This window comes from Candidatus Photobacterium acropomis (assembly GCF_030685555.1).
In the GTDB taxonomy this organism is placed as follows: Bacteria; Pseudomonadota; Gammaproteobacteria; order Enterobacterales; family Vibrionaceae; genus Photobacterium; species Photobacterium lucens.
Genome location: NZ_CP131608.1, coordinates 1,115,372 through 1,139,442 on the forward strand (window position 1 = coordinate 1,115,372; position 24,071 = coordinate 1,139,442).

A 24,071-nucleotide genomic window follows, 5' to 3' on the forward strand; every position below is an offset into this window, starting at 1 on the left:
TGTAAAAATTTACAACTAAACAAAAAAAGCGATGATCCCATTCGAAATCATCGCTTTATTAACGTGTTTAATGGCTGTTATTTAAACAACTATTCTTGGCAGATCAAGCTCGCTACTTTGGCTTCTCGTTGTGGTACATACCACTCATCTAATCCAGATTGAACCAACTCTGTTGCTTGCATCGGTGTCATTGTGCCATTTAGCACTGCCACACTGGCTTGATCGATTTGGGCTTCAAAATTGGTTTTACCACGAGATAAGATCTGCGCTGAGCTACGAATTGTTGAATCACATTCGTTACGCCACGCCATCATCTCTTTTGCTATTGGGTTTTCCACATCAAAGAAGTGGTTAGATAGCGAGAAGAACCCCGGTATTGCGTTAGTTAATAGCTCCGCATATTCAGCTGTTGTCATCCACTCCAACAAGGCTTTCGCAGCTGGGTTATTTTCTGCTTTCGTATTCAAGCCCATACCAATATCAGTGTGATCACTGAAGTAACATTCATCGCCTTTGTTCTCAACTGGTGGTGGGAAAACACCAAAATCTAGTTGACCGGTAAAGGTACTAATATCCCAAGAACCCGCTGGATAAATGGCCGCTTTACCTGTTTTAAACAACTCGATGGAGTCTGCATATTTACGCGTTTGATAGCCTTGACCTAAAAAACGTCCCCAATTTGCCAACTCTTGGAATACTTGTTGATATTGTGGGCTGTTAAAACGCTCAGAGCCATTGATCAAACCTAAACGGCCATCTTCCCCTTTCCAGTAATTAGGACCAATATTTTGAAAGCCCATTGTGCCCGCTTCCCACTTATCATTGGTTCCCATTGCAAGAGGAATATACTGACCGTTATTTTTGATCATATTAAGGATATGATTAAACTCTGCGGTGGTTTTCGGCACGCTTAAATCAAGCTCTTTAAAGACTTTTTTGTTGTAGAAAAAGCCGTGGATCACCGATGCCATTGGTAAACAGAAGGTCTGCGCACCTGAATCAGTTTGCCAAGGGCTAAGCGCAAAACTTGGGAAGTTCTCCATCCCCGGCATTTCGGTAATATCGCTTAAGTGCCCTTGTTTAAACAGTGCTAGTGAACCATCAAATGGACGACAAGCGATCAAGTCTCCTGCTTTACCCGTTGCTAAGTTGGTATTTAATTCATCTTGAAATGCCGTCAAGCCTTCAGGCGAACGATAGGTCACTTTGATATTTGGATAATGTTTGTTAAACGCTGGAATGATCTTTTCTTTCCAAATCGCATCATCTTGTCGCCAAGAGTCCACTAATACCGTGCCACTGAGTGATGCTTTTTGAACCTCAGCCAATGCAGGCATTGGAGCAACAGCAGAAAGCGATACACTCGCTGCGATCAGGCTACGACAAAGTGTTGATTGAACCTTTGTATAAATAAAAGTAGAAGTTGTCTGTTTCATGTTTATACCTTAAATCGTTCAATCAATTGGCGTTGCTCTGCGGCTAACTTCGATAATGCTTCACTGCTGGTTGCTGATTCACGCGCTTCCGACTCTGCGTTATACGCTACGTTGGCAATACCATTAATGTGCTCTGCGACATCTTGGCTTACAGAGATCTGCTCAGCCGTTGCATGGGCAACTTGCTCAGCCATTTCAAAAATCAAACGCATACGATCAGCAATGGTTTGTAATGCTTCATCTGTTAAACGGGTTTGTTCAACACATTGCTCAGTTTGTTTATGGCTACGCGCCATAACCGATGTCACCATCTCTGCACTTTGTTGAAGATTTTCAATCATCTCATTGATTTCTTCTGTTGATTGCTGAGTACGATTTGCTAATGCTCGCACTTCATCCGCCACCACGGCAAAACCACGACCTTGCTCGCCAGCACGCGCCGCTTCAATCGCTGCATTCAATGCCAATAAGTTAGTTTGTTCTGCAATGCCACGAATAACATCTAAGATACTGCCGATATTAACGGTAAAGGTTTCTAGTTTGCGGGTAATGTCTACCGCTTCTGTAATATCAACGGAAAGCTGCTCTGTGATATTGCGGCTTGTTAACACTAAATCACGACCTTGTTGTGCCGCTTGATTCACTTCATTAACTTCGTTAACTGTTAGATCAGAAGAGCGTGAGATCTCTTTCGCACTCACTTCAAGCTCTGAAATCGCAGCAGCCACTTGATCAGTACGCTGCTTTTGATCTTCCACTCGGCTCATTGCCTGCTCACTCGTGACAGCCGTTTTCTTCGCTTCTGTTACTAGCTGCAATGAACCATCATTAATCTTGGTTAAGATCTCTGCCATGCTTTCAGAAAGCTGATCAATGGAACGTGATAAGGCACCAAATTCACAAGATGATTGGTAGTTAGTACGCTGTGTCATATCGCCTGCGGTCATCTTACGTAGGACTGCGTTAATACGAGCCAATGGCGTATGAATACTTTTCGCTGTGGTAAAGGCAATGATCAGCGCAATCGCACCTGAAATTAAACACGCAATCACAATACTGTAAGTGGCTTGATTCGCTGCCGCATCTGCTGCATTACGGCTGTTGTAAGCATTACTACTTGCGTATTGCATGTAGTCATTTAGTGCCGTTTGTGTAAGTACAACTTGCTGGTTAGATTGTTGGCTTAGGTTAGCGAGTTCGCTTTCAAGACGATTGTTTTGCGCCATAACAGCCAGCAGACCATCTTGACCTAAAGCTAAATCATGAACACGCTGTAGGTTACGAGCATAGCGAGCTTTGACATCTTCAGGCACGTTAATACGCTCAAGACCTTGTTTGGCAAGCTCAATATCTTTTGCTAACACTTTACTTAATTTAGCAAAATCGGTGTTTTTATCTGCTCGACGAACGTTTTTCAAATCACGACTAATACCACTGGTGATAAGCTCTGCACGATTACTTAACGAGCGTTTCACACTGGCACGTTGCAGCAATAAATTTGCCGCCCATTGATAGGTATCTTCTAACCGTAAAAAAGATAAGTTTAAATCAGTTAAACGATCATTCACCGCTACCCATTTATTTTGGGTATCTATAGTTTGTTGAGATAGCTCAAAAAACTTATCTGCTGCTACTAACGCTGTTGATAGCTTTTGTTTGGCTTCGCTATCAATGGCATTTTTTAACGCTTGCTCTTTCGCAGTACGGAATTCATTCTGCGCAGAATCCACAGCAGCTTTACGCTCGGCTAATAAAGCAGAAGATGAGGTTGTACGGTAATCAATAACGGTTAACTGATTTTCACGAAGACTGGCTAATAATTGACTCGCAGAAATTACCATTGGTGTTGAAACCTCAGTAACATCTTTTAGTCGATCATGGATTCGGTTGGTGTTGATATAACTAATGCTTCCAACAACGGCAATAAGAATAAACATTATTATAAAGCCGACGATGGTGCGCTGAACTATTGATAATGACATAAGAGACTTCTATTTATAATTTAATCACGCCGTAGCTGATCCTGAAACGGTTACTTTCAATATACTTTTTTCACAGCTCTAAATAAAAAAATTAGAACAGAATCAATATCAAGATCACACTTTATTGCTTCTAAAGTCTTTCAGGTATTTAAAAAACTGTAAACGCCATCAATAACATTCTCTTTAAGCATTAAATGACACTTTTTTTAAATTTAAAAACAACTAATGCGAAGTAGTTCATATAATTAGCTTTAATATTTTCTTATCTCACTTAAATAAAATGACCTGATATGCAACAATACTAATTAATAACACCAAGATTGATGATTAAGAGACAACTACAATGAAACTGTCTATTTATTATTCAGAATCAACTGACCCAAGTTTTAACCAAGCCATTGAAGAGTCGCTACTTAAGCAAGCGAGTAATGATCGTATTATCGCTTTTTTGTGGCAGAACCAACGCTCAGTTAATATCGGCAAAGATCAAAACCCTTGGCGTGTATGTAAACCAAAACAGTTAAAAGAGAATAATATTAATATTGTAAGGCGTCATACTATTGGCGGTGCTATATACCAAGATTTGACACACACCAATATTGCCTTAATTGGTTCAAATAATTATTTAACAGAAGAGATTATTAAAAAGATACTTTTAGGGGTATTCGATCCATTAAATATTGAAATAGCCATATCAGATAAACTGGAATGTTTAATTGATAATAAGAAAGTCTCGAACACAGCATTATCTGAAAATAATCACTATTTGTTTTTTCATAGTACGATCCGTGTCAACACATCATTAACTGATATTTCTCAGTATATGAATAGTCGTTATTCAATCTTAAATCATAAAGATCTGGAACGTGCTTATACGTCTATTAATCACCATACTCGCCCACTTGAGCACAATGAACTTAGCCGATATATCAGTGACAGTATTGCAACAACCTTAAATCTTGATGCGGAAAATACGATCATTCTAAATAACCAGCACCCTGATTGGGTTGAGTTTAGTGCTAACTTTTATCGCTTAAAAAGTTGGGACTGGAACTACGGACAATCGCCAAGTTTCATTGAATCACTTGATACCTCATTCTCATGGGGCAATGTCGAGTTAAAGCTCAACATTGATGAAGGCGTCATTACTAACATCTATTACGATGCTCCAATCGCCTATCACGACATGATGAATGATTTTAGCCAAACAGCGATTGGTTACCCTTTCAATGCTAAGTCGATGATCTCCATTGTATGCGGTCTACTATTGAAACATTCTGAACATTACGATGCATTAATGGAAGTCTCTGAGTGGTTACAGCAAGAAATTGCTTAGCGAAATTACGATAACTTTTAAGGAAAAATTTACTTTTGTGTCTATATATTGAACTAAATCAATAGGGCATCAAATACTGGTTTTTACCCTGAAACAACTCCTTGACTTTGGCAGAGGCGGCACCAAATCTAGGCTATCTGCCTTTCCCACAGAGTTATGCACAGCTTCTGTGGATAATAACAACAAATTTTTACTTATCACATTCTTGGTTTAAATGTCACCCATGATTAAAAGCAATCTTACCCACAAGAAATAAAATCCTTTATATTCATATAGATAAATAAAAATAGAGGTAGTATATAAAATTGCTAGTTGTTGTTTTTACTTTATTTATGACATAAAAATACTGTGAATAAATCTTGTTTAAAACTCAACATTCAAACATATCTCAATGACAAATCTATGCTACTTGATGTGATATATACCCAAGTGGCTTGGGTATAGGTGATTACAAGACAATAAAAAACCACCTATCTTTAACCTGAAGCAGTTAAAAATAAGTGGTTTTAATAAATATGGAGATGAACAATTAGTGACGTTTACGTCGTATCCATGCCATTGAGCCTAACAACGCAAGCATTAGACCACCAATATAACCACCACCACTGTCATTTTTACCAATATTACAGTTATTAGCAGAGATACTATCGTTACAGCCCTGTTCCGCTTGTTCTTTCTCTTTTTCTAAAAATTCAGGTAGCGTAATGGCACTTTCTGGCACAGTCTTCACTGATTTAGTGATCCACTCATAATAAGTGCCAACACGGGCATAGAAGGTTGGACGCGTTAATGAACCACATTGAGGCTCACCTGCTGAACCACCACTCACAATACCAATCTGCACCCAGTTACTGTCATTATCTTGTGTTAATAGCGGACCACCACTATCACCAAAACAAGCATCAGGCCCCATTAAATCCGAACCATCAAGCTTACGTGCTGGTAATGTACAAAGCTTAGTGGTGTTACTTGGGCTATCAATGAAAATGCCTTCTGGATCTTGTGATTCAAAGCGCTCGTAACATTTATCAATCGGGAAACTTGCTAACATGGTTTCTAGTAGCACGTCAGATGTTTCACCGCCTTCATAACTCAGGCTCTTTTCTTCTTCATCTTCAGCTGGTGCTTTATTTTCCGTCACTCCCCACCCTTGTACTTTTACGTTTTCAGGCAGGTTTTTATCATTCCATTGACCGCGTAATTTATCATCTAATTCAACCGCCGCACTGGTTGATGCTAATTTGACTTTACCTACACCATTAAAGTCACGGTTAACACGGATAAGTGCAACATCATTATCAAGCGCAGTATTTACAATTTCTGTTTCTAAATTAACACCGTTACCACTTGATGTTTCTAAAATAATCAGTGGATTATAGTCAGGATGAACAACAACATGCGTTGCTGAATAAATGTCTTTAACATCAGCAGTAGCGTTATCAACTAACCCCGTTGTAACTGTAATATCTGAAGGCGCAACAACAGTAAGACCAGATTCCCCAGTACCGCCACCAGCAACAACACAGTGAGCCGCTGTTAATAACCAGCGATCATCTAAAACCGTCGCACCACAAAAATGAGATTCATTGGCTTTATTTAAGCGCAGCGATGCCATGAAATTATCTTCAGTGGCGACTGTCACTTCAGAACCACCAATAATAAAAGGTGTCGGGGTTTGATCAGCTTGAGCGTAAGCTGAACCTGCTAATCCTAATGCAATGCATACACTCAATGAGTGCGTTAATTTATTCACCATCATTAAATCCTTTTAAAATACAGCTAGTTTAATGATACCGAATACTATTCACTATTTACTTAGAAAGATAAACGAGTTGCGACAGGCTTCTTTTTTCTATGCAATGCTGCAAAACAAACATAGAAAATATTAAATCAAGCCCACAGCAACCCGTTTAGCACTTAATAACGTCAAGATTGATGAAATAATGGATTAACCGCGTTTTCTACGTAACCAACCCATTGCCAATAGTGACATAATTAAACCTGATCCAATGGAACCACCGCCGCCGCTACTATCTTCTACGCCGTTATCGGTATTGTCTTTACCTGTTGATTCATTATCGAATGGTACTGGCGCTGGAAGTGTAGGTGTTTTTTCAGCAATGACGTTATTGATCCAATCATCATATCCCCCTACACGGGTATAGATATCGGGATCTCCTGCTGCACATTTCTCACCACCAAAACTGGTAATTCCGAGCTGTATTTGCTCACCTGTGGCTACGTTTTGATAATACAAAGGACCACCACTATCACCTTGACAGACACCAAGAAAAGCAGGTTCATAAGTACACATTTTTAATGGATCGACACCACTAGATAGCCAGCCCAAATTACTGTCAGCTTTTGTTTTATCAAAGCATTCAGCGGTAGGTAAATAACTGAGTTCTGCAGACATTAATGTCTTTGAACCCGAGGTTGCGCCATTTGAGGTTTTCCCCCAACCTTGAGCAATTAAGAACTCTTTATTTTCGGTAATTTCTTTTTCGATCGCGAATGCCTGCTCATTCGTTGGTAATGTTGCTATCGTGGCATTATCAATATTTCGTGAAACAGCAATAAGTGCAATATCATTAACGTAAGGCGTATTTATTTGAGTTTCACTCTCGCCTTCAACTATTACTGTGCCTTCAGGTAAGTAATCAGAATGCACAATTACATCTACAGCCTGATACTCATTAATTGGTGAAATATCTAAAAGATTCGTTATACCTGCGTAAACTTTAATTGAGGCGGTAGGCACTGTTTCAAGCTCATCATTTTTATTACCAATTTTTATACAGTGCGCAGCAGTTAGTACCCAACGTTCAGCTATTAAGCTACCAGTACATCCCCAATTTCCCGCTTGAACAAACACTGTTGATAATTCATTCGGGCTTGTTTGAACTTCATTACCACCAATAATATAAGCATTAATATCATTTTCAGCTGCCATTACCGATAGCGGAAAAGCAACACTTGCGGAAATTGCTAGCCCTAATGTTTTTATTTTATTCATACAAGCCTTCTTAAATATCGTCCATTAACCAATACTTACAAGGTAACAAATTATTAACCGCTAATTAGCAAAAACATTCTAAACAGTGAGCTAACACATAAGTCTTAAATAAGAATGTCTATTAGTTACAACAAGTCACCAGCACTTTTTTGCTTAAAAATAAAAATTACTCAAATTAATACAATCATTGAATGAGTTAATGAAGTTAAAATTTAACTGCTTTTTCGTTACTCTCTGGATAATTTTCCATGACATTTCACTAGGATTGGATATTAAACAGTCTGATGTACTATAAATTTCGTGATCTCGCGCTTGTTTTCTTCCCTTCTGTTTATTTGATGTGCATAATGTGCCCACAATAACTCTATGGACAATTTCCCATGACTATCGAACAAGCTTTAAAAGATCGTAGCGAATCAAAATGTGAACTATGTTCTTCTGAAAACAACCTAGCTGTATACGCAGTTCCTGCTTCTGAAGACAAGAGCGCGGGCTGTAGTGTATATCTTTGTGATACTTGCCGTGGTCAGCTTGAAGATCCAGAGACAACAGATGAAAACCATTGGCGTTGCCTAAACGACTCTATGTGGAGTCAGGTTCCAGCTGTACAAGTAATGGCTTACCGTCAACTTAAGCGTCTATCTTCAAAAACTGACTGGGCAATGGACCTAGTTGACATGATGTACCTAGAAGATGATGTTAAAGAGTGGGCTGAAAAAGGTCTAGTTGAAGAAGCACAAGCTGCTATTCCAACGCTTGACGCAAATGGTGCTAAGCTACAAGCTGGTGACAACGTAACTATCATCAAAGACCTTCCAGTTAAAGGTTCTAGCATGGTAATTAAGCGTGGTACGCCTGTACGTAACATCAGCCTGACTGATAACCCACTTCACATCCAAGGCCGTGCTGATGGTGTGCAAATGGTTATCATCGCAGAGTACGTGAAGAAGTAATCCCTTCTCCGTTACTGATAACGTATAAAAGAAAGCCCCTAGAGTCTCACTTTAGGGGCTTCTTTTATATATTCAATCTCAATACGACATTGAAACTATTGGTATTTACCTAGCTTACGATTAATGATGAAGTTAATCATCCGCTTAGCGATGGATGAATAAGGTGAATATAACAGCTTCAGCGACGAGACAGAGCCTTGATACATCACAGGGCGCATCTTTGATAGGCGTTCAAAACCTTCTCGACCGTGATAGTGTCCAATACCACTGTTGCCTATTCCACCAAACGGTAGATCATCTTGCGCTACATGTACCATCACATCATTAATTGTTACGCCACCAGAACGAGTCTGATCTATCACTGTTTGTTGTAACACTTTATCATTAGAAAATAGATATAAGGCTAACGGTCTTTCTCCAGCGTTTATTTCCACTAATACATCATCAATCGATTGATACGTTTTAATTGGTAAAATAGGGCCGAAAATCTCACGCTGCATCACTAACATGGTTTCATTCACATTCGTCACAAGATGTAATGGGAACTTACGATTCTCATCATCAGGCTCCGCATTTGGGATCAGATTATGTAGTTCCGCCCCTTTCGCTTTCGCATCTTCTAATGTATCGACTAAGCGAGCAAACGCCGTGTCATCAATAATGGATGTGTAATCAGGATGCTGAATATCAGTAAAGCGCTTCGCCATGATCTTTTTTGCATGCTTAATCACCTCATCTAAGCGATGCTCTGGCACATATACATAATCAGGCGCTACACAGGTTTGTCCGCTGTTATACGCCTTTCCACCCAAAATACGTTGCATGGTTTTAGCAAGATCATAATCATCAGCAACAATCGCTGGCGACTTCCCACCAAGCTCTAAAGTAACAGGCACAAGGTTTTTAGCTGCATTTGCCATCACAGCCTTACCCGTGGTACTTGAACCGGTAAATACCAAATGATCTAACGCTAGTTGAGAAAAAGCTTTGCCTGTTTCACCTTCTTCAGCAATAAAGCAAATCTGATCTTCATTAAATGATTGAGCAAACAAACCTTGCAATAACTGGCACAAATACTGAGAATTTTCAGACATTTTCACCATGACACGGTTTCCCGCAGCAATAGCAGCAACAAGCGGTGCTATTGCAAGAAATAGAGGGTAGTTCCACGGCACAATGATCCCGACAACACCAACTGGCTGTGGCAGCAAGCGATTTTTAGCCGGCTTAAACCACATAGAAGTATGACGCTTTTGTACCTTCATCCAGCGTGATAAATGCTTACGCGTATATTTAATCCCTTCTACACTGGTGAAAACTTCAAGCAATGCCGTTTCTGTTGCAGAGCGTTGACCAAAATCTTTACCAATTGCAGCACAAATCTCAGATTGATGTGATTGAACAAGTTCTAAGATTTTCTCCAAATCGGCAAGTCTCGACTGAAGATCTGGCATTGGGTTTGATAAGAATGCACTTTTTTGTTGCTTTAAATAATGATCTAACGGCTTTTCCATTCGTAAAACTCCTATCACAGAACCCAACTGAAACAACAATAAACCCATTACATTAGCTGTAACATTGTCGTAAGCACAGATCTTTATACTCTAATCAGTTAGGTTATGTGAACCAATAAATACAGTGACTTGGTTATAAAATCGCATCATTCACTGTTATAGACTAATCTCATAATCAGAGGGAACGTGTAGCGGGGTTTAGATATGTCATCACCAATTTTATATACATTAAGGCAATGCCCTTATGCTATTAGAGCTAGATTAGGATTGTTACTTGCAGAGATCAATTTTGAACAACGTGATGTTGACTTAAGGCAAAAACCTACTGACATGCTTGCCATTTCCAACAAAGGAACCGTGCCTTTATTAGTGTTTGAAAATGGTGACTATATTGATGAAAGTTTAGAAGTCATGATTTGGGCATTAAATAACAATGACCCTCACGACTTACTGTTAAGCCAACAACCACACTGCTTTGCTGAAATGCTAAGTTTAATTGCTCGTAATGATTACAAGTACATTACAGCCCTTGAGCATTACAAAGCGGATACTCGTTACCATAATCCAGAAGCACCAGTTTATCGCAAACTGTGTGAGTCCTTCTTATTCGACCTTGAAAATCGCTTATCCCAACATAAATACCTAATGGCTGATCAGCTAAGTCTTGCTGATTACGCTATTTTGCCTTTTATTCGCCAGTTTTCTCATGTTGAACGTCAATGGTTTCGAGAGGCTGATTATCCGAATCTAAAACAATGGTTAAGCGATCTTTATCAAGATCCTACTTTCTCTAAAGCAATGACTAAATATCCGTTATGGGAGAGTTGTACTAACACACAAGCTACGCAGCACAATGATTTAACCATGATAAGTTAGTGAAGCCTGTATGACGGTTAAATGAAAAATGTCAGCGTAATGTTAATTAGAACCTTACCCATAACCGCTTAATAAACATGAAATATTCCTTATTCAAATTACTAACAGGTTAATCAATAACCTCATTTGAATAAGGATTAGTTATGGTAAACGATAGTCGTCGCTCATTTATTAAAAAGTCTGCTGTTGTAAGTGCAGGCGCTGCCGCAGTATCTACTTCACCTAACGTATTTGCGAGTATTGAAAAGGCACTTTCAATTCCAGCAAATCGAAAACATGGCAGTATCAAAGATGTTGAGCATGTTGTTATTTTAATGCAGGAAAATCGTTCATTTGATCACTACTTTGGCACCATGCCCGGTGTGCGCGGTTTTGCCGATCGTTTCCCATTAAAACAGTCCAACGGTGACTTTGTTTGGAATCAGCATAATCCTGAGCCAAATGAAGATAAAGGAAACTTCAAAAAGACCCTACTTCCTTGGTATTTCAATACAGGAAAAGATGTCAGTTATGAGCATTTTCGTGGTACACCTCACCTCTACAGTGATGCACAATATGCTAATAATCATGGCAAAATGAACCAATGGCTACCGAATAAAACTGACCGAACCATGGGATATTTCACAGAAAAAGAAATGCCTTTTCAGTTTGCACTCGCTAATGCTTTTACTCTGTGTGATGCATACTATTGTGCAACCCAAACAGGGACAAACCCAAACCGTGTCATGCACTGGAGTGGAACAACAGATGCCAAACAGAAAAAAAATGGTCCAGTTATCACTAATAGTCATGATGCTTGGGGTGAATACGAAAATGGTTATGAATGGACAACCTATCCTGAACGCTTAGAAAAAGCAGGCATTTCATGGCGAGTACTTCAAAACAGCAATAATAACTTTACGGATAATCCACTGGTTGGCTTTAAAAGTTTTATTAAGGCAAACGAAACTAACCAAGATGACCCGATTTTTGTCAAAGGCATTGGTCCAGATTACGGCGATAAACCTTCTATTGAGTTATTTGAAGAACTCTATAATGAAGGACTACCGCAAGTTACTTGGGTCGTTTCAGAAGATTTGTACTCCGAACATACAGGTCCTTCAACACCAAGTCTTGGTGCAGCATACACTGCAGCTATTTTAGATATCCTCACTTCTAATCCTGACGTATGGGCAAAAACTGTTTTCATTATCAACTTCGATGAAAATGATGGTCTATTTGATCATATGCCACCACCATCAGTACCTCATAAAGCAAAAAATAAGCATACTTACGGTAAGTCAAACGTTAAAACTGATGACGAATACTACCATGATGTCGATTATTCGAAGTTTAATGGCACTAACGACGATATTTCTGATTTCATCAATAACGCTTCCCATGGTTTAGGTCCTCGCGTACCTTGCTATGTTGTTTCTCCTTGGAGTGTTGGCGGCAATATAAACTCCCAAGTATTTGACCATACTTCTGTTCTACAGTTTTTAGAAAAAGTAACCGGCGTTGAAGAGCCTAATATTTCAGAATGGCGACGTAGCGTGTGTGGCGATTTAACAAGCTGTTTTGATTTTGAAAAAAACCGACCAAATAGTGATATCCCTAACAATATGTCATTTGAGGAAGCTCAACGTCGCTTTGAAGCCGCAACCGAAGAACAAAACCAGCATAAAAACCAACAAGGATATGATGAATCAGGTAAAAGAGTTAAGCCACAGATGAGCCTAGTTGGCCTGCCTGTTGTTGAACAGCAAGGCTCTCGTCCCTCTTGTCAGTTACCTTACTCACCAAAAGTAGACATCTCATTTAGTAAAGATAGCGTACACTTTGAATACGCAAATCAGGGTAAACAAGGCACGGTTTACCAAACTTACAATTACCTTGCTCACAACCTACCTCAACAAGATGAATTTGTTGCGTCTGAAGGCAGTCCTTACGATATGACGATGCCACGCCAATACACGGTTGCAGCAAAAGGCACGAATCTACATAACCCAACAGTCGCTGATAAATGGCAGTTCGATGAACATCAAGACTTCGATTTAATGACCTTTGGCCCTAACGGATTTATACGTCGTGTGAAAGGCTTTACTGGTGAGCATAAAGCTATGCCATTAATTGATATTACGCATAAAGCATCACGAGTTGGTAATAATGAAGCTCATCTTTCTATCAGAATCGAAAATAGTACCAAGGAGCCGCAAGTCATTACCATCACAGATAACGTTTATGGCAAAAAGCCTGTGGTATTGACCATCAAGCCTAAGCAAGTTGAGCATATCGCTTACAAAACGCGTAAGCACTGTTGGTATGATCTTACCTTTACTGCCGATAATTGCCGCTATTTCTCATTGCAAGCAGCAGGTCGTATTGAAGTAAATAACAAGCACAACTTCAAAGCGGTAACAGATCCTGAATTAGGTAATTTCGGTAACGACATGGAATTAGCAAGTCTGCTTCGCTAAATACCAACTGAACTGAACGTAGAATAACAAAAACCCAGCAAGTACTTAGTATTGCTGGGTTTTTATTTATCTTATTAAAGAGGTTAATTAACGACTTTTAAAATAAGTATCTTGCAGAATATACATGCGCTTAATATCGCAGTATTTACCGTTAATAAAAATCTCTTGGATCAAATGGCCTTCTTCTACAAAACCACACTCTTCATATAAGTGAATCGCTTTTTCGTTTTCAATCGCAACGTGCAGATACACTTTATGTAAATTCAAAATGGTAAATGCATAATTTAGCGCACGATTGATCAATGAACGCGCGTAGCCATTACCTTGGTAATCTGGGGCAATGATAATTTGAAACTCAGCAGTTCGGTGAATATTGTTGATTTCAACCAACTCTACTAAGCCAATGGCTTCTTCGTCTGCATTTTCAGCAATAAAACGACGCTCAGTACTATCATGAATGTGTTTGCGGTACAGCTCTTCTAGCTCAGCAAACGACTCATACGGCTCTTCAAACCAGTACGCCATGATGGTGCGGTTATTGTTTAATTGATGAATAAAACGTAGATCTGTACGCTCTAATGCACGTAGACGAATAACATTACTCATTTATCTATATCCTTGATAGTAATGATGCAGGTAAAGGACTGTCTCCTTACCAATTTACCGCTTCAAAATACCATTTAATATCACATAAAAAAGCAAAAACATGTAACAAGATATTCCCTTGCTGCAACATTATTCAACCTTGGCACATCTATGGTTTATAACCATTTCATCAATCAGATCCAAGAAGCAGCGTACTTTAGATGCAAGATGCTTACGGGTGGGATACAGTGCATACACATCCACTGTTGGGAAAATATAATCTTCAAATAATAAGGTTAATTCCCCTGTCTTTATTTGTTGCTCAATATAAAACTCAGGCAGACGAATGATCCCGTCACCATTACGTACTAACGTCAGTGACATCTCAGTGTTATTGCTACGAACGCGTTGATGAACGTCAACAGAGGTTTGATTGCCTGCCTTATCCATATAATCCCAAACATTAGATTTTTTTAAGTTGCTGTAACAAAAACAGTGATGAGAAGAAAGCTCTGCTGGATGGATCGGGCGACCATATTTGGCAATATATCCTGGTGACGCTACCGTACAAATTCGGCTGCTATAAATACGTTTACAGATAAGACTTGATTCATCGAGTTTTGCTGATGCACGGATCACCAAATCATAGCCATCACCTATTACATCAATGGCTTTGTCGCTCATATCAAGATCAATCACAACATCGGGGTAACGTGTAAGATAAGCTGAAAATACATCCTTTAAATAATGCTTACCAAACCATACCGGACAACTGATTTTCAATGTTCCCTTTGGCGCCACTGTACTTTGAGTGATATGAGCAACCGCTTGTTCAGCATCACTGATCAACTGTAAACATTCTTGGTAATAACTCTTACCTTCCGGCGTTAACGAAATACTTCGAGTTGTGCGATTGAGCAACCTTACCCCTAAGCGATTTTCTAATTTAACGATCTCTTTGCTTACATAAGAGTTTGAATGCCCCATTACCTGCGCCGCAGCACCAAAGCCACCACTTTTAACGACTTGAACAAATAAAGTAATACCATCGAACAGTTGATTATTAGTCATATGGAAATTATCTAATCACTTTAAGGCTATTAATTACATACGAACTCTAATATACACTCTAGTCATTGGTTAACAACATCAGTTTGCTAAAACGACTTAATTACAAACGAGGCTCATTATGAAACTACTCGCTTTTGCTGCAACAAACAGCCAACAATCAATCAACCGTGCGCTAGTGACATATGCGGCATCACAAGTAAACGCTGATGAAGTAGAAATTCTTGACCTAAACGATTTTGAAATGGCGATTTACAGCATTGATCGTGAGAATGCGTCAGGGATCCCTGAACAAGCTCAGTTATTCTTCGATAAAATAAGCCAAGCTGACGCAATTTTAATTTCATTTGCTGAGCATAACGGGACATATACTGCGGCTTATAAGAATATTTTTGATTGGGCTTCACGTATTAATCAAAAATTCTATCAACAGAAACCAGTGATCATGCTTGCAACATCACCGGGCCCTGGTGGCGCTAAAAACGTACTAGATACTGCCGTGACATCAGCCCCTTATTTTGATGCCAATGTATTAGGCTCTCTTTCTATTCCAAGTTTTTACGACAACTTCGATTTAGAAAAGAATGCCCTAACCAATGAAGAATTAAATCAACAATTAAAATCATTAGTTTCAAAATTTAATCAATAGCGGCTGATCGTTTTAACGTTGTCCAGCAACAAAAACCACTATTACACAAATAGAAGAAGTAATTGATAAAAATAGAGTTGCTGTTGAACCAGCAACTCTTTTTTCCAAGTGATTCTCTAAAGCCTAATTACTTGAACTAACTTGACGATATTCATTACTCGGTTGCGACCATCACATTGGATGCTTTTATCACTAATACCGCCTCTTTACCCACGGCTAAACCTAAATACTCACATGACTTTTTCGTTAAGATAGACGTGAGTTCAACATTGGGGGAGACTTCAACCGTAACTTCTACATTCACTGCCCCAACATCGATATTCGTTACCACGCCTTTTAATTGATTTCTTGCACTTAATTTCATTTTACAACCTTAACCAGTAAGTAAAATTCCAATTCGAGCTAGTACACATGGCTTAAACCAGCCTCTTATAGTGTAGATAACTCACTTTTAAACGTGGCTTTTAAACAAGAAATATTCCATATTCGGTTGTTTATTCATTAAACAACAGAGTAATGTTCGAGACATTCTATAGGTATAGAGATCGCTTTTTTACGAATGAAAACGGCCAAGACAAGCATATTGTTCACATTTAATCGGATCTAAGATGCACAATGGCTAAATTTGTATCATGCTTAAAGAGTAGTAGCGTTAAAGGAGTACGCTTATGAGCACGAGGCTATGTGAAACTGCCAGCCTTGAACTGCATGTTCAAAGTGCTGTGCAGCAAATCCTAACCACTATGGCTTTTACTGCCCCATCAAACAGTCATAGTGATCGTAAAAACGCGTGTATATTTCAAAACAAGATCACATATACACTTTACTTACTCCTGCAATCTTTTCACTGTGAATCACAAAATACGATCAATAAACAATGCCACTATAACCAAGATTATACGTTTCATGACTTTGATTATGTGTGCCAGCAAAGCCTTGAGATTTTACGGCAATCACGTAACGACTTTGCGATTAAGGCTGCAAATCGTCGCGGTACTATTACTCATATCACCACGAAGGAAACCGAAGATTTACTGACTGCAACACTTAACAGAGAATGTGAAATGGTGATCACTGCCCTTGCTATTCAGCAATTATCAACCTTAATCAATACTTTTTCCCAACAAGAAAACATTTCACAAACTATTGATCAGGTTTTTAGCCGTGTAGTAGTTAACCAATATATTGACGAAGGGTTTCAATTATCAAAACAAGCCACACTTAAACTGGTAGAACAAATATCGACCGCTATTACTGGAGAGTTATGCCAGTTAATTTTAAACCAGCATACCTGTGAGGAGTCAGAGCAAAAACTGGTACAACACTTAGAAGACATCAACACGTTAGCTGAACATTTCATACAGCATTTTTCACAATTAAATACGACCTTTCTTACCAATAAATTAAATTTAGATGATAACGAATAAATATGAGTAGCAGGCAACACCTGCTACCTACTTTATCATCCAATGATGAGTTGAATACCGTCAAATAATAAGTATGATCATAACTATGATTAACATTAACCACGACTCACTATGGCTGCATTACTTACTTTTATTGATAAACATTGGAAAGTGATCACTGTACTTATTCTATTATTAATTACAGTTTTATCTCTATTACCTCAACCAAGCTTACCTGAAGTGCCGGGAACCGATAAAACCCATCATTTTATTGCTTATAGTGCACTTATTTTTGCTATTGGTTTAAGAATGCCCAAGCATTGGTACTGGTTATTTCTTGGCTGTATTGCATGGAGTGGTGCTATTGAGTTAATTCAACCTTATGTCAATCGTTATGGTGAATGGCTTGATTTAGCAGCAAATACAGGTGGCTTGATCACAGGTTTTATTCTTGCTCGCCTTTGCGCTAAGTTATTACTAGAAAAAAGAAAAAACGAATAATTCAGAGTAAAAATCTAATCACAGATAATAATTAATCGGATCAATCGACTAGGATTGTTTTGTAAAGTTATCGCAAAATAATCCTTGGTTATTTGATTTTACTCACATTTTTATTAAGACTAATACCATTCGAAGCGTAAAGAGCATTAGTTTTCAATGGTAAAGTATCAAATTAGTAGAGCGACATTTTACCCTGCTCTTAATTTAATCAATATTGATCAGCAAAATATTACGCTGGATTTTAATGATGTCATTATACTTTGCTATCTACTAAATAATGCAAATCGCTTTACGACAATCGATAATATCAAAAAAACGTGTTTTCCTCGTGAAGCACATGCAGAAGATATTATCCATCACTCCATAAATAGTCTAAAGACATTAATTAATAACGTTAATAACAGTAGTACCTTAGTGTTTTCTTTATGGGGAATTGTTTATTTCAAAGTATCTCATCATGATAAAGGTGACGCTGACTTATTAAAACGTTTTATTTTTTTACTTTCTATTTCTTTAATTGTTGTATCAATCATTTTATTGATAAAGTCACCACAAAAAGAGTATATGGATAGTAATATTTCAACCTTTAATTTTTCAAACAATGGAAATAATATAACTATAGTTAATAACATTAATAATGCATTACCTGAATATTTAATCAATAAAGTCATATCATTAGATGAAAGTATTAAAGTGCTTTATTTTGAAAGCAACAATGAAATCAATTTTTCAATAATACGAAAAAACAACATAAATAATAAAAGCCATGTTGTTAACATTAATGATATAAAAGCTTTTCACAGTGAATTAAATCGAGCATTAAAGATATGATACGTTATTACATGTTACTCTCATGCTCTACGTTATTCTTCTTATTCTCTGTTAGTAACTATATCAATTTAGACCTTGGTAGAAATCTTAATGGGTTATGGCGAGCCTATGAAGTACATCCTTGCGGCCATGAAAAGCCTAGCATTACTGAAAGAAATTTAAAAATTACCGCCAATCAATACAACATAACTTTGATGAGTAAAGGCGGTAGTAACAACCAGATTATCGTATATGAGAGTAATGGCTGCATTGACGCCATCAATAATAATAAATTTAGCTTTACTTCTTATAACGCTGTATTGAACCAATCCTATCAGACATGGTTAAACACTCACCTCTCTGATACAAAGAAATATCTCAATACATTAGAACAAGGGCAATTCAAAGTGATTTACCAAAATTTAAATCTCGCTGTTATCGAATTTGAGCAGACGCACTCAACCGTGATCTACACCAAACTTACTTAAATTTGTTAACTCAGTTACAACGATGAACAAAAAAACATCAGATAAACGTACAAATTTTATATTTTTATTTTCTTTGTACTAAAAATAAGATTGCTATTTTTGAAACCAGCATTCGACACCGAGGTTAATTTAAAGAATAAATATTGATATTTCATGCTGTTATAACAAGTTGGGTTAATCTTGAAGTTCGCTATTTTTATCGCTTCATCTCCCCTAGTCTTGTATTACAAATAAAATACTAGCAGTATTCACGATCTATTTTAGTCACTGGAAATGTGTAACGACTGTGTGCTCTTGGTAGCTGAGTGTAGGCAAAGCTACTGATTAACGTCCATAGTCCTTACAGTATTTTGAGAAAGATGCTCTTTGAATCAACAACAAAACAATTAAAACGCTACACTAAAACCGTTTGGGGAAAAACAATGAGTCCTGAAGATAAACAATTTGCCGTTATTGGTCTTGGTCGATTTGGCATGTCACTGTGTGAAGAACTCAGTGAGCGTGGCGCACAAGTACTGGCAATTGATATTGATGAAGCATGCGTACGTAAAGCGGCAGATATTGCCACTCAAGCTGTTGTTGCTGATTGCTCAAATGATGCAACTATCGCTGAATTAAAACTGGATGATTACGATCTTGTGATGGTTTCTATCGGTGAAGATGTTAACGCCAGCATTCTTACTACTCTGCTATTAAAAGAAGCTGGTGTGAAAACCGTATGGGTAAAAGCCAAAGACACCCCACATTGTAAGATCTTATCTAAAATTGGCGCCGATAAAATCATTCGTCCTGAGCGTGATATGGGTATTCGTATCGCACGTAATATGCTCGATAAACGCATTTTCGAATTTTCAGAACTAGGTAGTGGTATTTCACTGGCTGAAGTGGTTGTTACTGCGAAGAATATGGGACGCAAGCTGTCTGAGCACCCTTGCGCAGGTCATAAGTCAACTCAAGTCCTTGCACTAAAACGTGGTCCTGAAGTACGCAAAGCTCCTGATATGGATACTGAGCTACAAGTTGGCGATATCTTAATCCTAACAGGCCCTGAAAACGTCCTAACTGAAACCTTAAGAAAACTATGAGTTTTATTCCTAACAGGGGCATGTATGTCCCTATTAAAACGGAAAATCGCGATAAACGATGGTCTGAGCCTAAGATCATCATCTTTAGCTTTTTAGCGATTTTAGTCCCTGCTGCGATTTTACTGACATTACCTGTATTTTCTGTTTCAGGGCTCAGTTTTACTGATGCATTATTTACAGCAACGTCAGCGATCAGCGTAACAGGCTTAGGTGTGGTTGATACTGGCTCGCATTTTTCTATTAGCGGAAAAATCTTGCTGATGTTCTTAATGCAAATTGGCGGTTTAGGGCAAATGACATTATCTGCTGTCCTACTCTACATGTTTGGCTTACGTTTAAGCCTACGCCAGCAAGCATTAACCAAAGAGCAACTAGGTCAAGAGAAGTTCACCAATATTCGTCGCCTTGTTAAACACATTATTATCTTTGTGTTGATCTGTGAGCTTATCGGTGTGTTCTTTTTATCTATTCGTTGGGTTCCAGAAATGGGCTGGGAACAAGGTTTATTCTTTGCTGTATTCCACTCTATTTCAGCCTTTAATAATGCTGGTTTCTCACTATTTTCAGACGGTTTAACCCGCTATGTAGACGATCCTTTAGTGATCATCACCATTGCTTCATTGTTTATCTTTGGTGGTTTAGGTTTTACTGTGATCTCTGATCTTAAGCGAAACGCACATCGTGGTTTTCACTTCTTATCACTACATTCAAAAATCATGATCATTGCAACGCCTGTATTGCTTTTTGTAGGTACCGTGATGATTTGGCTATTAGAGCACCACAATAGTCATACCTTAGGTTCGCTTAATGAATCAGGTCAGTGGTTAGCTGCATTCTTCCAATCAGCAACCGCCCGTACAGCAGGCTTTAACAGTGTCGATATTGGTCAATTTACTCAACCGGGCCTATTGATCATGATGCTACTGATGCTTATTGGTGCAGGTTCAACCTCGACAGGTGGTGGTATTAAAGTATCGACGTTCGTTGTCGCTATTTTGGCTACCTGGTCGTTCCTAAAACAACGTGACCGTGTAGTGCTATTTAAGCGTACTATTTCAAACCAAACGGTAACCAAATCATTAGCTATCATTGTTGTCAGTGGCATTGTGTTGACCATTGCAATGTTCGCGTTAATGATCACGGAAAAAGCACCATTCTACGAAGTGATGTTTGAAACTATTTCAGCGTTCGCAACCGTAGGTGTGACTGCTGGTTTAACCGCAACCTTATCCGAGCCGGGTAAATACATCATGATTATCGTGATGATCATCGGTCGTTTAGGTCCATTAACATTGGCATATATGTTAGCGCGTCCTAAACCAACCTTACTAAAATACCCAGAAGATAACGTGGCAGCTGGTTAATCTTCCTTCTATAAAAACAACAAAGGCTTGTTACTCATCATGCATGAGAACAAGCCTTTTATTTATCTCATTTCAAATAAGTGCAGCTTATGCTTTATCTGCTTTTCCTGCTGCATTTGCAAACTTGGCTAATTGCTTATCTAGCCAGAATGGCGCTTTGTCGTTGTCTTCCGCACTCTCTTTACGTCGTATCGCATCACGTACCATCATCGCACCACACCAACGAATAGGTTCAGGTGGGAAACTCCCTTTCGGCCCAGACACTAATCCACATCGACTCCATCCATTATCTAGATCTAATACTAATGACGATAAGATCTGCCCACCAATCCATGTTTGAGCAACCCCATTACCAGAATATCCCAAGCCATAAACAATATTAGGGTTATCATTAAGGTGACCAAAAAAGGGTAATCCCGTCGTTGAGCGATCGGAAGCCCCTGTCCATGTTGCTGCAAACTTCTCTTTTTCGAGGCTCGGGAATAATTTATTAAAAGAGTTACGCAACAAGTTCGTATAGCGACTCGGAGAGTCAAACACCTTGCTGATTTTATTACCAAAAGAGAAATAATTACCGCCTTTACCTAACATTAAACGTCCATCTGACGTTGAACGGTAGTAATGAACAAAGATACGAGAGTCAATCACGGTTTTACCGTCTTTCAAACCCATGGTATTCAACTTCTCTGGGATCGGCTGGGTGATCGCCATATCAGAGCTCACAAGCACCACATTACGTTTAAATTGTGGAAACTGCTCTAACATCCATGCATTGAGCGCAAGTACAACTTTCTTTGCAAAAATATCAGCTTCTGGCGTGGTGATCGTAATCGGAATTTCAGTACTAATATTCTCCATTGGGGTATTTTCATAAATCTTGATCCCCATTCCCTCGGCAACACGTTTTAAACCACGCGCTAACAACGCAGGCTGTACACTTGCTGCTGCCGGTGAATAAAAGCCTTCGCAGTGTAATGCTGAGCCCGCTTCTTGCTGAACACGTTCTCGTTGCCACTGTTTCCAGCTATTCACTTCATGCTTCGATAATTGCTCTAATACACCATCCATAGAGCCTTGTTGAGCTTTGTTCGTTGCAGTGTATAAAGTGCCATTAAGACGCAAATCGGCATCAATATTATGTGTTTCGCAAAAATCAGCAATTTCGTAAACAGCACGTTCTGAGGCACGTACTAACTTTACAGCTTCTTGTTCACCGTAAAGCTTTTTCATTGATGTATATTTGGTCGACCATGTCAGCATACAACCACCATTTCGACCTGAAGCACCACTACCACACAAGCCTTTATCAATAATCACAATATCTAGTTTAGGCTGTTGTTGTTTAAGCTGAATAGCTGTCCACAAGCCTGTATAACCACCACCAACAATACATACGTCCGTTTGAATATCATGTTTAAGTGAATTTACAGTATTATCAGACTCTTGTTTTAACGCTTCTGAGAACCAAAATGGTTGGAAATGACTGTCGTTATGCATACCTTACTGCTTCCTTAATTGGTATAGACCACTAAGAACTACAATATGAGTGCAATGTGACGATTAGATAACAACACTGTGACTGAGAGATGAAACTGATAGTGAAAATAATAAGTAAATAAAAACGAGTGCTTAGCCATACAATTTCACTAAGTCACTCGTCTTATTTATTCAGAAAAATGTTTTTATCAATATTAAATTTATAGCGTTATGGTCTTTCACCGTTCGCTAAACGTAAATTGATATCAGCCACGACTTTCGGTAAATCTGCAATCGTATCAATTTGATAATGTGCACCTGAGGTACTAAACGCTTTCTGTGCTTTTTCACGTGCAACCGCTAATGTCGCTTCATCTGCCGTTTCAAATTGCTCTTGAGTTAGACCAGCCTCGTTACCAGAAAGTAATAGCGCCACTGTCCACATACCAGCATTAAGGCCTTCACTAATGCCGGGAACAGAATCATCGACTTTAATACAAGTGGTAACATCGCCTAGCCCTAATTCCAGCATATTTTTCAACGCCATAAAGGCTGCTGGGCGACCACCTACGGCTAAATCATCTGTAGCAACGACATAATCAGGCGTAAAGCCATTATGGTTAAGTGAAGGTAGTAGTGCATCCAATACAGCACGTGGATACCCCGTACATGCACCAATTTTAATACCTTGTTCACGTAATCCTTCAATTACATATTCAGTGCCTGGGATCAAATCAGCGTGCTCACCCACTTTGGCTATTTGTAATGGCATGAACGTGTCGTAAATCGTATCAATATCAGATTCATCCATTTCACGACCAAACTGTATTTGCCAACGCTGTGCCACTTCAGGCAGTTCGCCAACCGCTTTGATGTGATCCCACTTTCCTAACCCCATCGGAACTCGTGCTTCTTGCAGTGAAATATCAAAATCAAAACCACGACGAAATGCTTCAACAAAAATGGTTGTTGGTGCAAATGAGCCAAAATCAACAACGGTTCCAGCTAAATCAAAAATCACACCTTGGATCTGTTTCATTTTCTATCCTTTTAAATTTTCACATCAA

Annotated in this window: 21 protein-coding genes; 11 read left to right on the top strand and 10 right to left on the bottom strand. The window is 38.7% G+C overall.

Translation table 11 applies throughout. The features are described from left to right. Positions 1-89: 89 nt before the first annotated feature. On the bottom strand, positions 90-1,436 hold the full coding sequence (locus tag Q7657_RS05030; protein ID WP_107165855.1) for an ABC transporter substrate-binding protein: 1,347 nt from the start codon (positions 1,434-1,436) through the stop codon (positions 90-92). Positions 1,437-1,438: 2 nt separating this feature from the next. Next, positions 1,439-3,418 (bottom strand): HAMP domain-containing methyl-accepting chemotaxis protein, encoded by a 1,980-nt coding sequence (locus Q7657_RS05035; protein WP_107165856.1) that lies wholly within the window; start codon positions 3,416-3,418, stop codon positions 1,439-1,441. Between the two features lie 343 nt (positions 3,419-3,761). Here Q7657_RS05035 and Q7657_RS05040 point away from each other — a divergent pair, with 343 nt between their 5' ends. Then, positions 3,762-4,754: a lipoyl protein ligase domain-containing protein gene (locus Q7657_RS05040; RefSeq protein WP_107165857.1), complete on the top strand. Its 993-nt coding sequence runs from the start codon at positions 3,762-3,764 to the stop codon at positions 4,752-4,754. Positions 4,755-5,283: 529 nt separating this feature from the next. Here the strand turns inward: Q7657_RS05040 and Q7657_RS05045 are convergent. Next, positions 5,284-6,513 carry a trypsin-like serine protease gene (locus tag Q7657_RS05045; RefSeq protein ID WP_498826352.1) on the bottom strand — a complete coding sequence of 410 codons (1,230 nt, stop codon included), beginning with the start codon at positions 6,511-6,513 and terminating at the stop codon, positions 5,284-5,286. Positions 6,514-6,702: 189 nt separating this feature from the next. Beyond that, positions 6,703-7,770, bottom strand: a complete 1,068-nt coding sequence (locus Q7657_RS05050; protein ID WP_107165859.1) for a S1 family peptidase — start codon at positions 7,768-7,770, stop codon at positions 6,703-6,705. 380 nt (positions 7,771-8,150) lie between these two features. On the opposite strand from Q7657_RS05050, the gene Q7657_RS05055 reads away from it, so the two are divergent. Further along, a complete protein-coding gene (locus tag Q7657_RS05055; protein WP_008989419.1) occupies positions 8,151-8,723 on the top strand; it encodes a PhnA domain-containing protein in 573 nt (190 codons plus the stop codon). 95 nt (positions 8,724-8,818) lie between these two features. Here Q7657_RS05055 and Q7657_RS05060 read toward each other — a convergent pair whose 3' ends face one another. Then, positions 8,819-10,237, bottom strand: coding sequence for a coniferyl aldehyde dehydrogenase (locus Q7657_RS05060; protein WP_107165860.1), 1,419 nt, complete (start codon positions 10,235-10,237; stop codon positions 8,819-8,821). A 204-nt stretch (positions 10,238-10,441) separates the two neighbouring features. Here Q7657_RS05060 and Q7657_RS05065 point away from each other — a divergent pair, with 204 nt between their 5' ends. Next, a complete protein-coding gene (locus tag Q7657_RS05065; RefSeq protein WP_053989153.1) occupies positions 10,442-11,113 on the top strand; it encodes a glutathione S-transferase in 672 nt (223 codons plus the stop codon). Between the two features lie 143 nt (positions 11,114-11,256). Next, positions 11,257-13,572: a phosphocholine-specific phospholipase C gene (locus tag Q7657_RS05070; RefSeq protein WP_107165861.1), complete on the top strand. Its 2,316-nt coding sequence runs from the start codon at positions 11,257-11,259 to the stop codon at positions 13,570-13,572. Between the two features lie 87 nt (positions 13,573-13,659). On the opposite strand, the gene speG is transcribed toward Q7657_RS05070, so the two are convergent. Next, on the bottom strand, positions 13,660-14,178 hold the full coding sequence (gene speG / locus Q7657_RS05075; protein WP_107165862.1) for a spermidine N1-acetyltransferase: 519 nt from the start codon (positions 14,176-14,178) through the stop codon (positions 13,660-13,662). A gap of 129 nt (positions 14,179-14,307) precedes the next feature. Then, the gene (locus Q7657_RS05080; protein ID WP_107165863.1) at positions 14,308-15,228 is read right to left on the bottom strand and encodes a LysR family transcriptional regulator; all 921 of its coding nucleotides are present in this window, start codon (positions 15,226-15,228) and stop codon (positions 14,308-14,310) included. 118 nt (positions 15,229-15,346) lie between these two features. On the opposite strand from Q7657_RS05080, the gene Q7657_RS05085 reads away from it, so the two are divergent. Next, positions 15,347-15,874, top strand: a complete 528-nt coding sequence (locus Q7657_RS05085) for an NADPH-dependent FMN reductase (protein WP_107165864.1) — start codon at positions 15,347-15,349, stop codon at positions 15,872-15,874. A gap of 154 nt (positions 15,875-16,028) precedes the next feature. On the opposite strand, the gene Q7657_RS05090 is transcribed toward Q7657_RS05085, so the two are convergent. Then, complete coding sequence (locus Q7657_RS05090) at positions 16,029-16,238, bottom strand: TOBE domain-containing protein (RefSeq protein WP_008989426.1); 210 nt, start codon at positions 16,236-16,238, stop codon at positions 16,029-16,031. Positions 16,239-16,542: 304 nt separating this feature from the next. Here Q7657_RS05090 and Q7657_RS05095 point away from each other — a divergent pair, with 304 nt between their 5' ends. The 6 genes from Q7657_RS05095 to Q7657_RS05120 all read left to right on the top strand — a co-directional run bounded on the left by Q7657_RS05095 (position 16,543) and on the right by Q7657_RS05120 (position 21,528). Beyond that, on the top strand, positions 16,543-17,301 hold the full coding sequence (locus tag Q7657_RS05095) for a hypothetical protein (protein WP_107165865.1): 759 nt from the start codon (positions 16,543-16,545) through the stop codon (positions 17,299-17,301). Between the two features lie 111 nt (positions 17,302-17,412). Next, positions 17,413-17,781: a VanZ family protein gene (locus Q7657_RS05100; protein ID WP_107165866.1), complete on the top strand. Its 369-nt coding sequence runs from the start codon at positions 17,413-17,415 to the stop codon at positions 17,779-17,781. A 156-nt stretch (positions 17,782-17,937) separates the two neighbouring features. Continuing rightward, a complete protein-coding gene (locus tag Q7657_RS05105) occupies positions 17,938-18,612 on the top strand; it encodes a hypothetical protein (protein WP_107165867.1) in 675 nt (224 codons plus the stop codon). Next, a complete protein-coding gene (locus Q7657_RS05110; RefSeq protein WP_053989161.1) occupies positions 18,609-19,079 on the top strand; it encodes a hypothetical protein in 471 nt (156 codons plus the stop codon). The genes Q7657_RS05105 and Q7657_RS05110 overlap by 4 nt, the downstream gene beginning before the upstream one ends. 422 nt (positions 19,080-19,501) lie before the next feature. Continuing rightward, entirely contained in the window at positions 19,502-20,164 is a 663-nt protein-coding gene (locus tag Q7657_RS05115) for a potassium channel family protein (protein ID WP_181319836.1), read from the top strand. Positions 20,165-20,184: 20 nt separating this feature from the next. Beyond that, a complete protein-coding gene (locus Q7657_RS05120; protein WP_498827309.1) occupies positions 20,185-21,528 on the top strand; it encodes a TrkH family potassium uptake protein in 1,344 nt (447 codons plus the stop codon). A gap of 87 nt (positions 21,529-21,615) precedes the next feature. Here the strand turns inward: Q7657_RS05120 and Q7657_RS05125 are convergent, their stop codons facing one another. Further along, positions 21,616-23,025 (bottom strand): FAD-dependent oxidoreductase, encoded by a 1,410-nt coding sequence (locus tag Q7657_RS05125; protein WP_107165870.1) that lies wholly within the window; start codon positions 23,023-23,025, stop codon positions 21,616-21,618. Positions 23,026-23,233: 208 nt separating this feature from the next. Continuing rightward, positions 23,234-24,043, bottom strand: coding sequence for a phosphonoacetaldehyde hydrolase (gene phnX, locus Q7657_RS05130; protein ID WP_107165871.1), 810 nt, complete (start codon positions 24,041-24,043; stop codon positions 23,234-23,236). Positions 24,044-24,071: the final 28 nt, after the last annotated feature.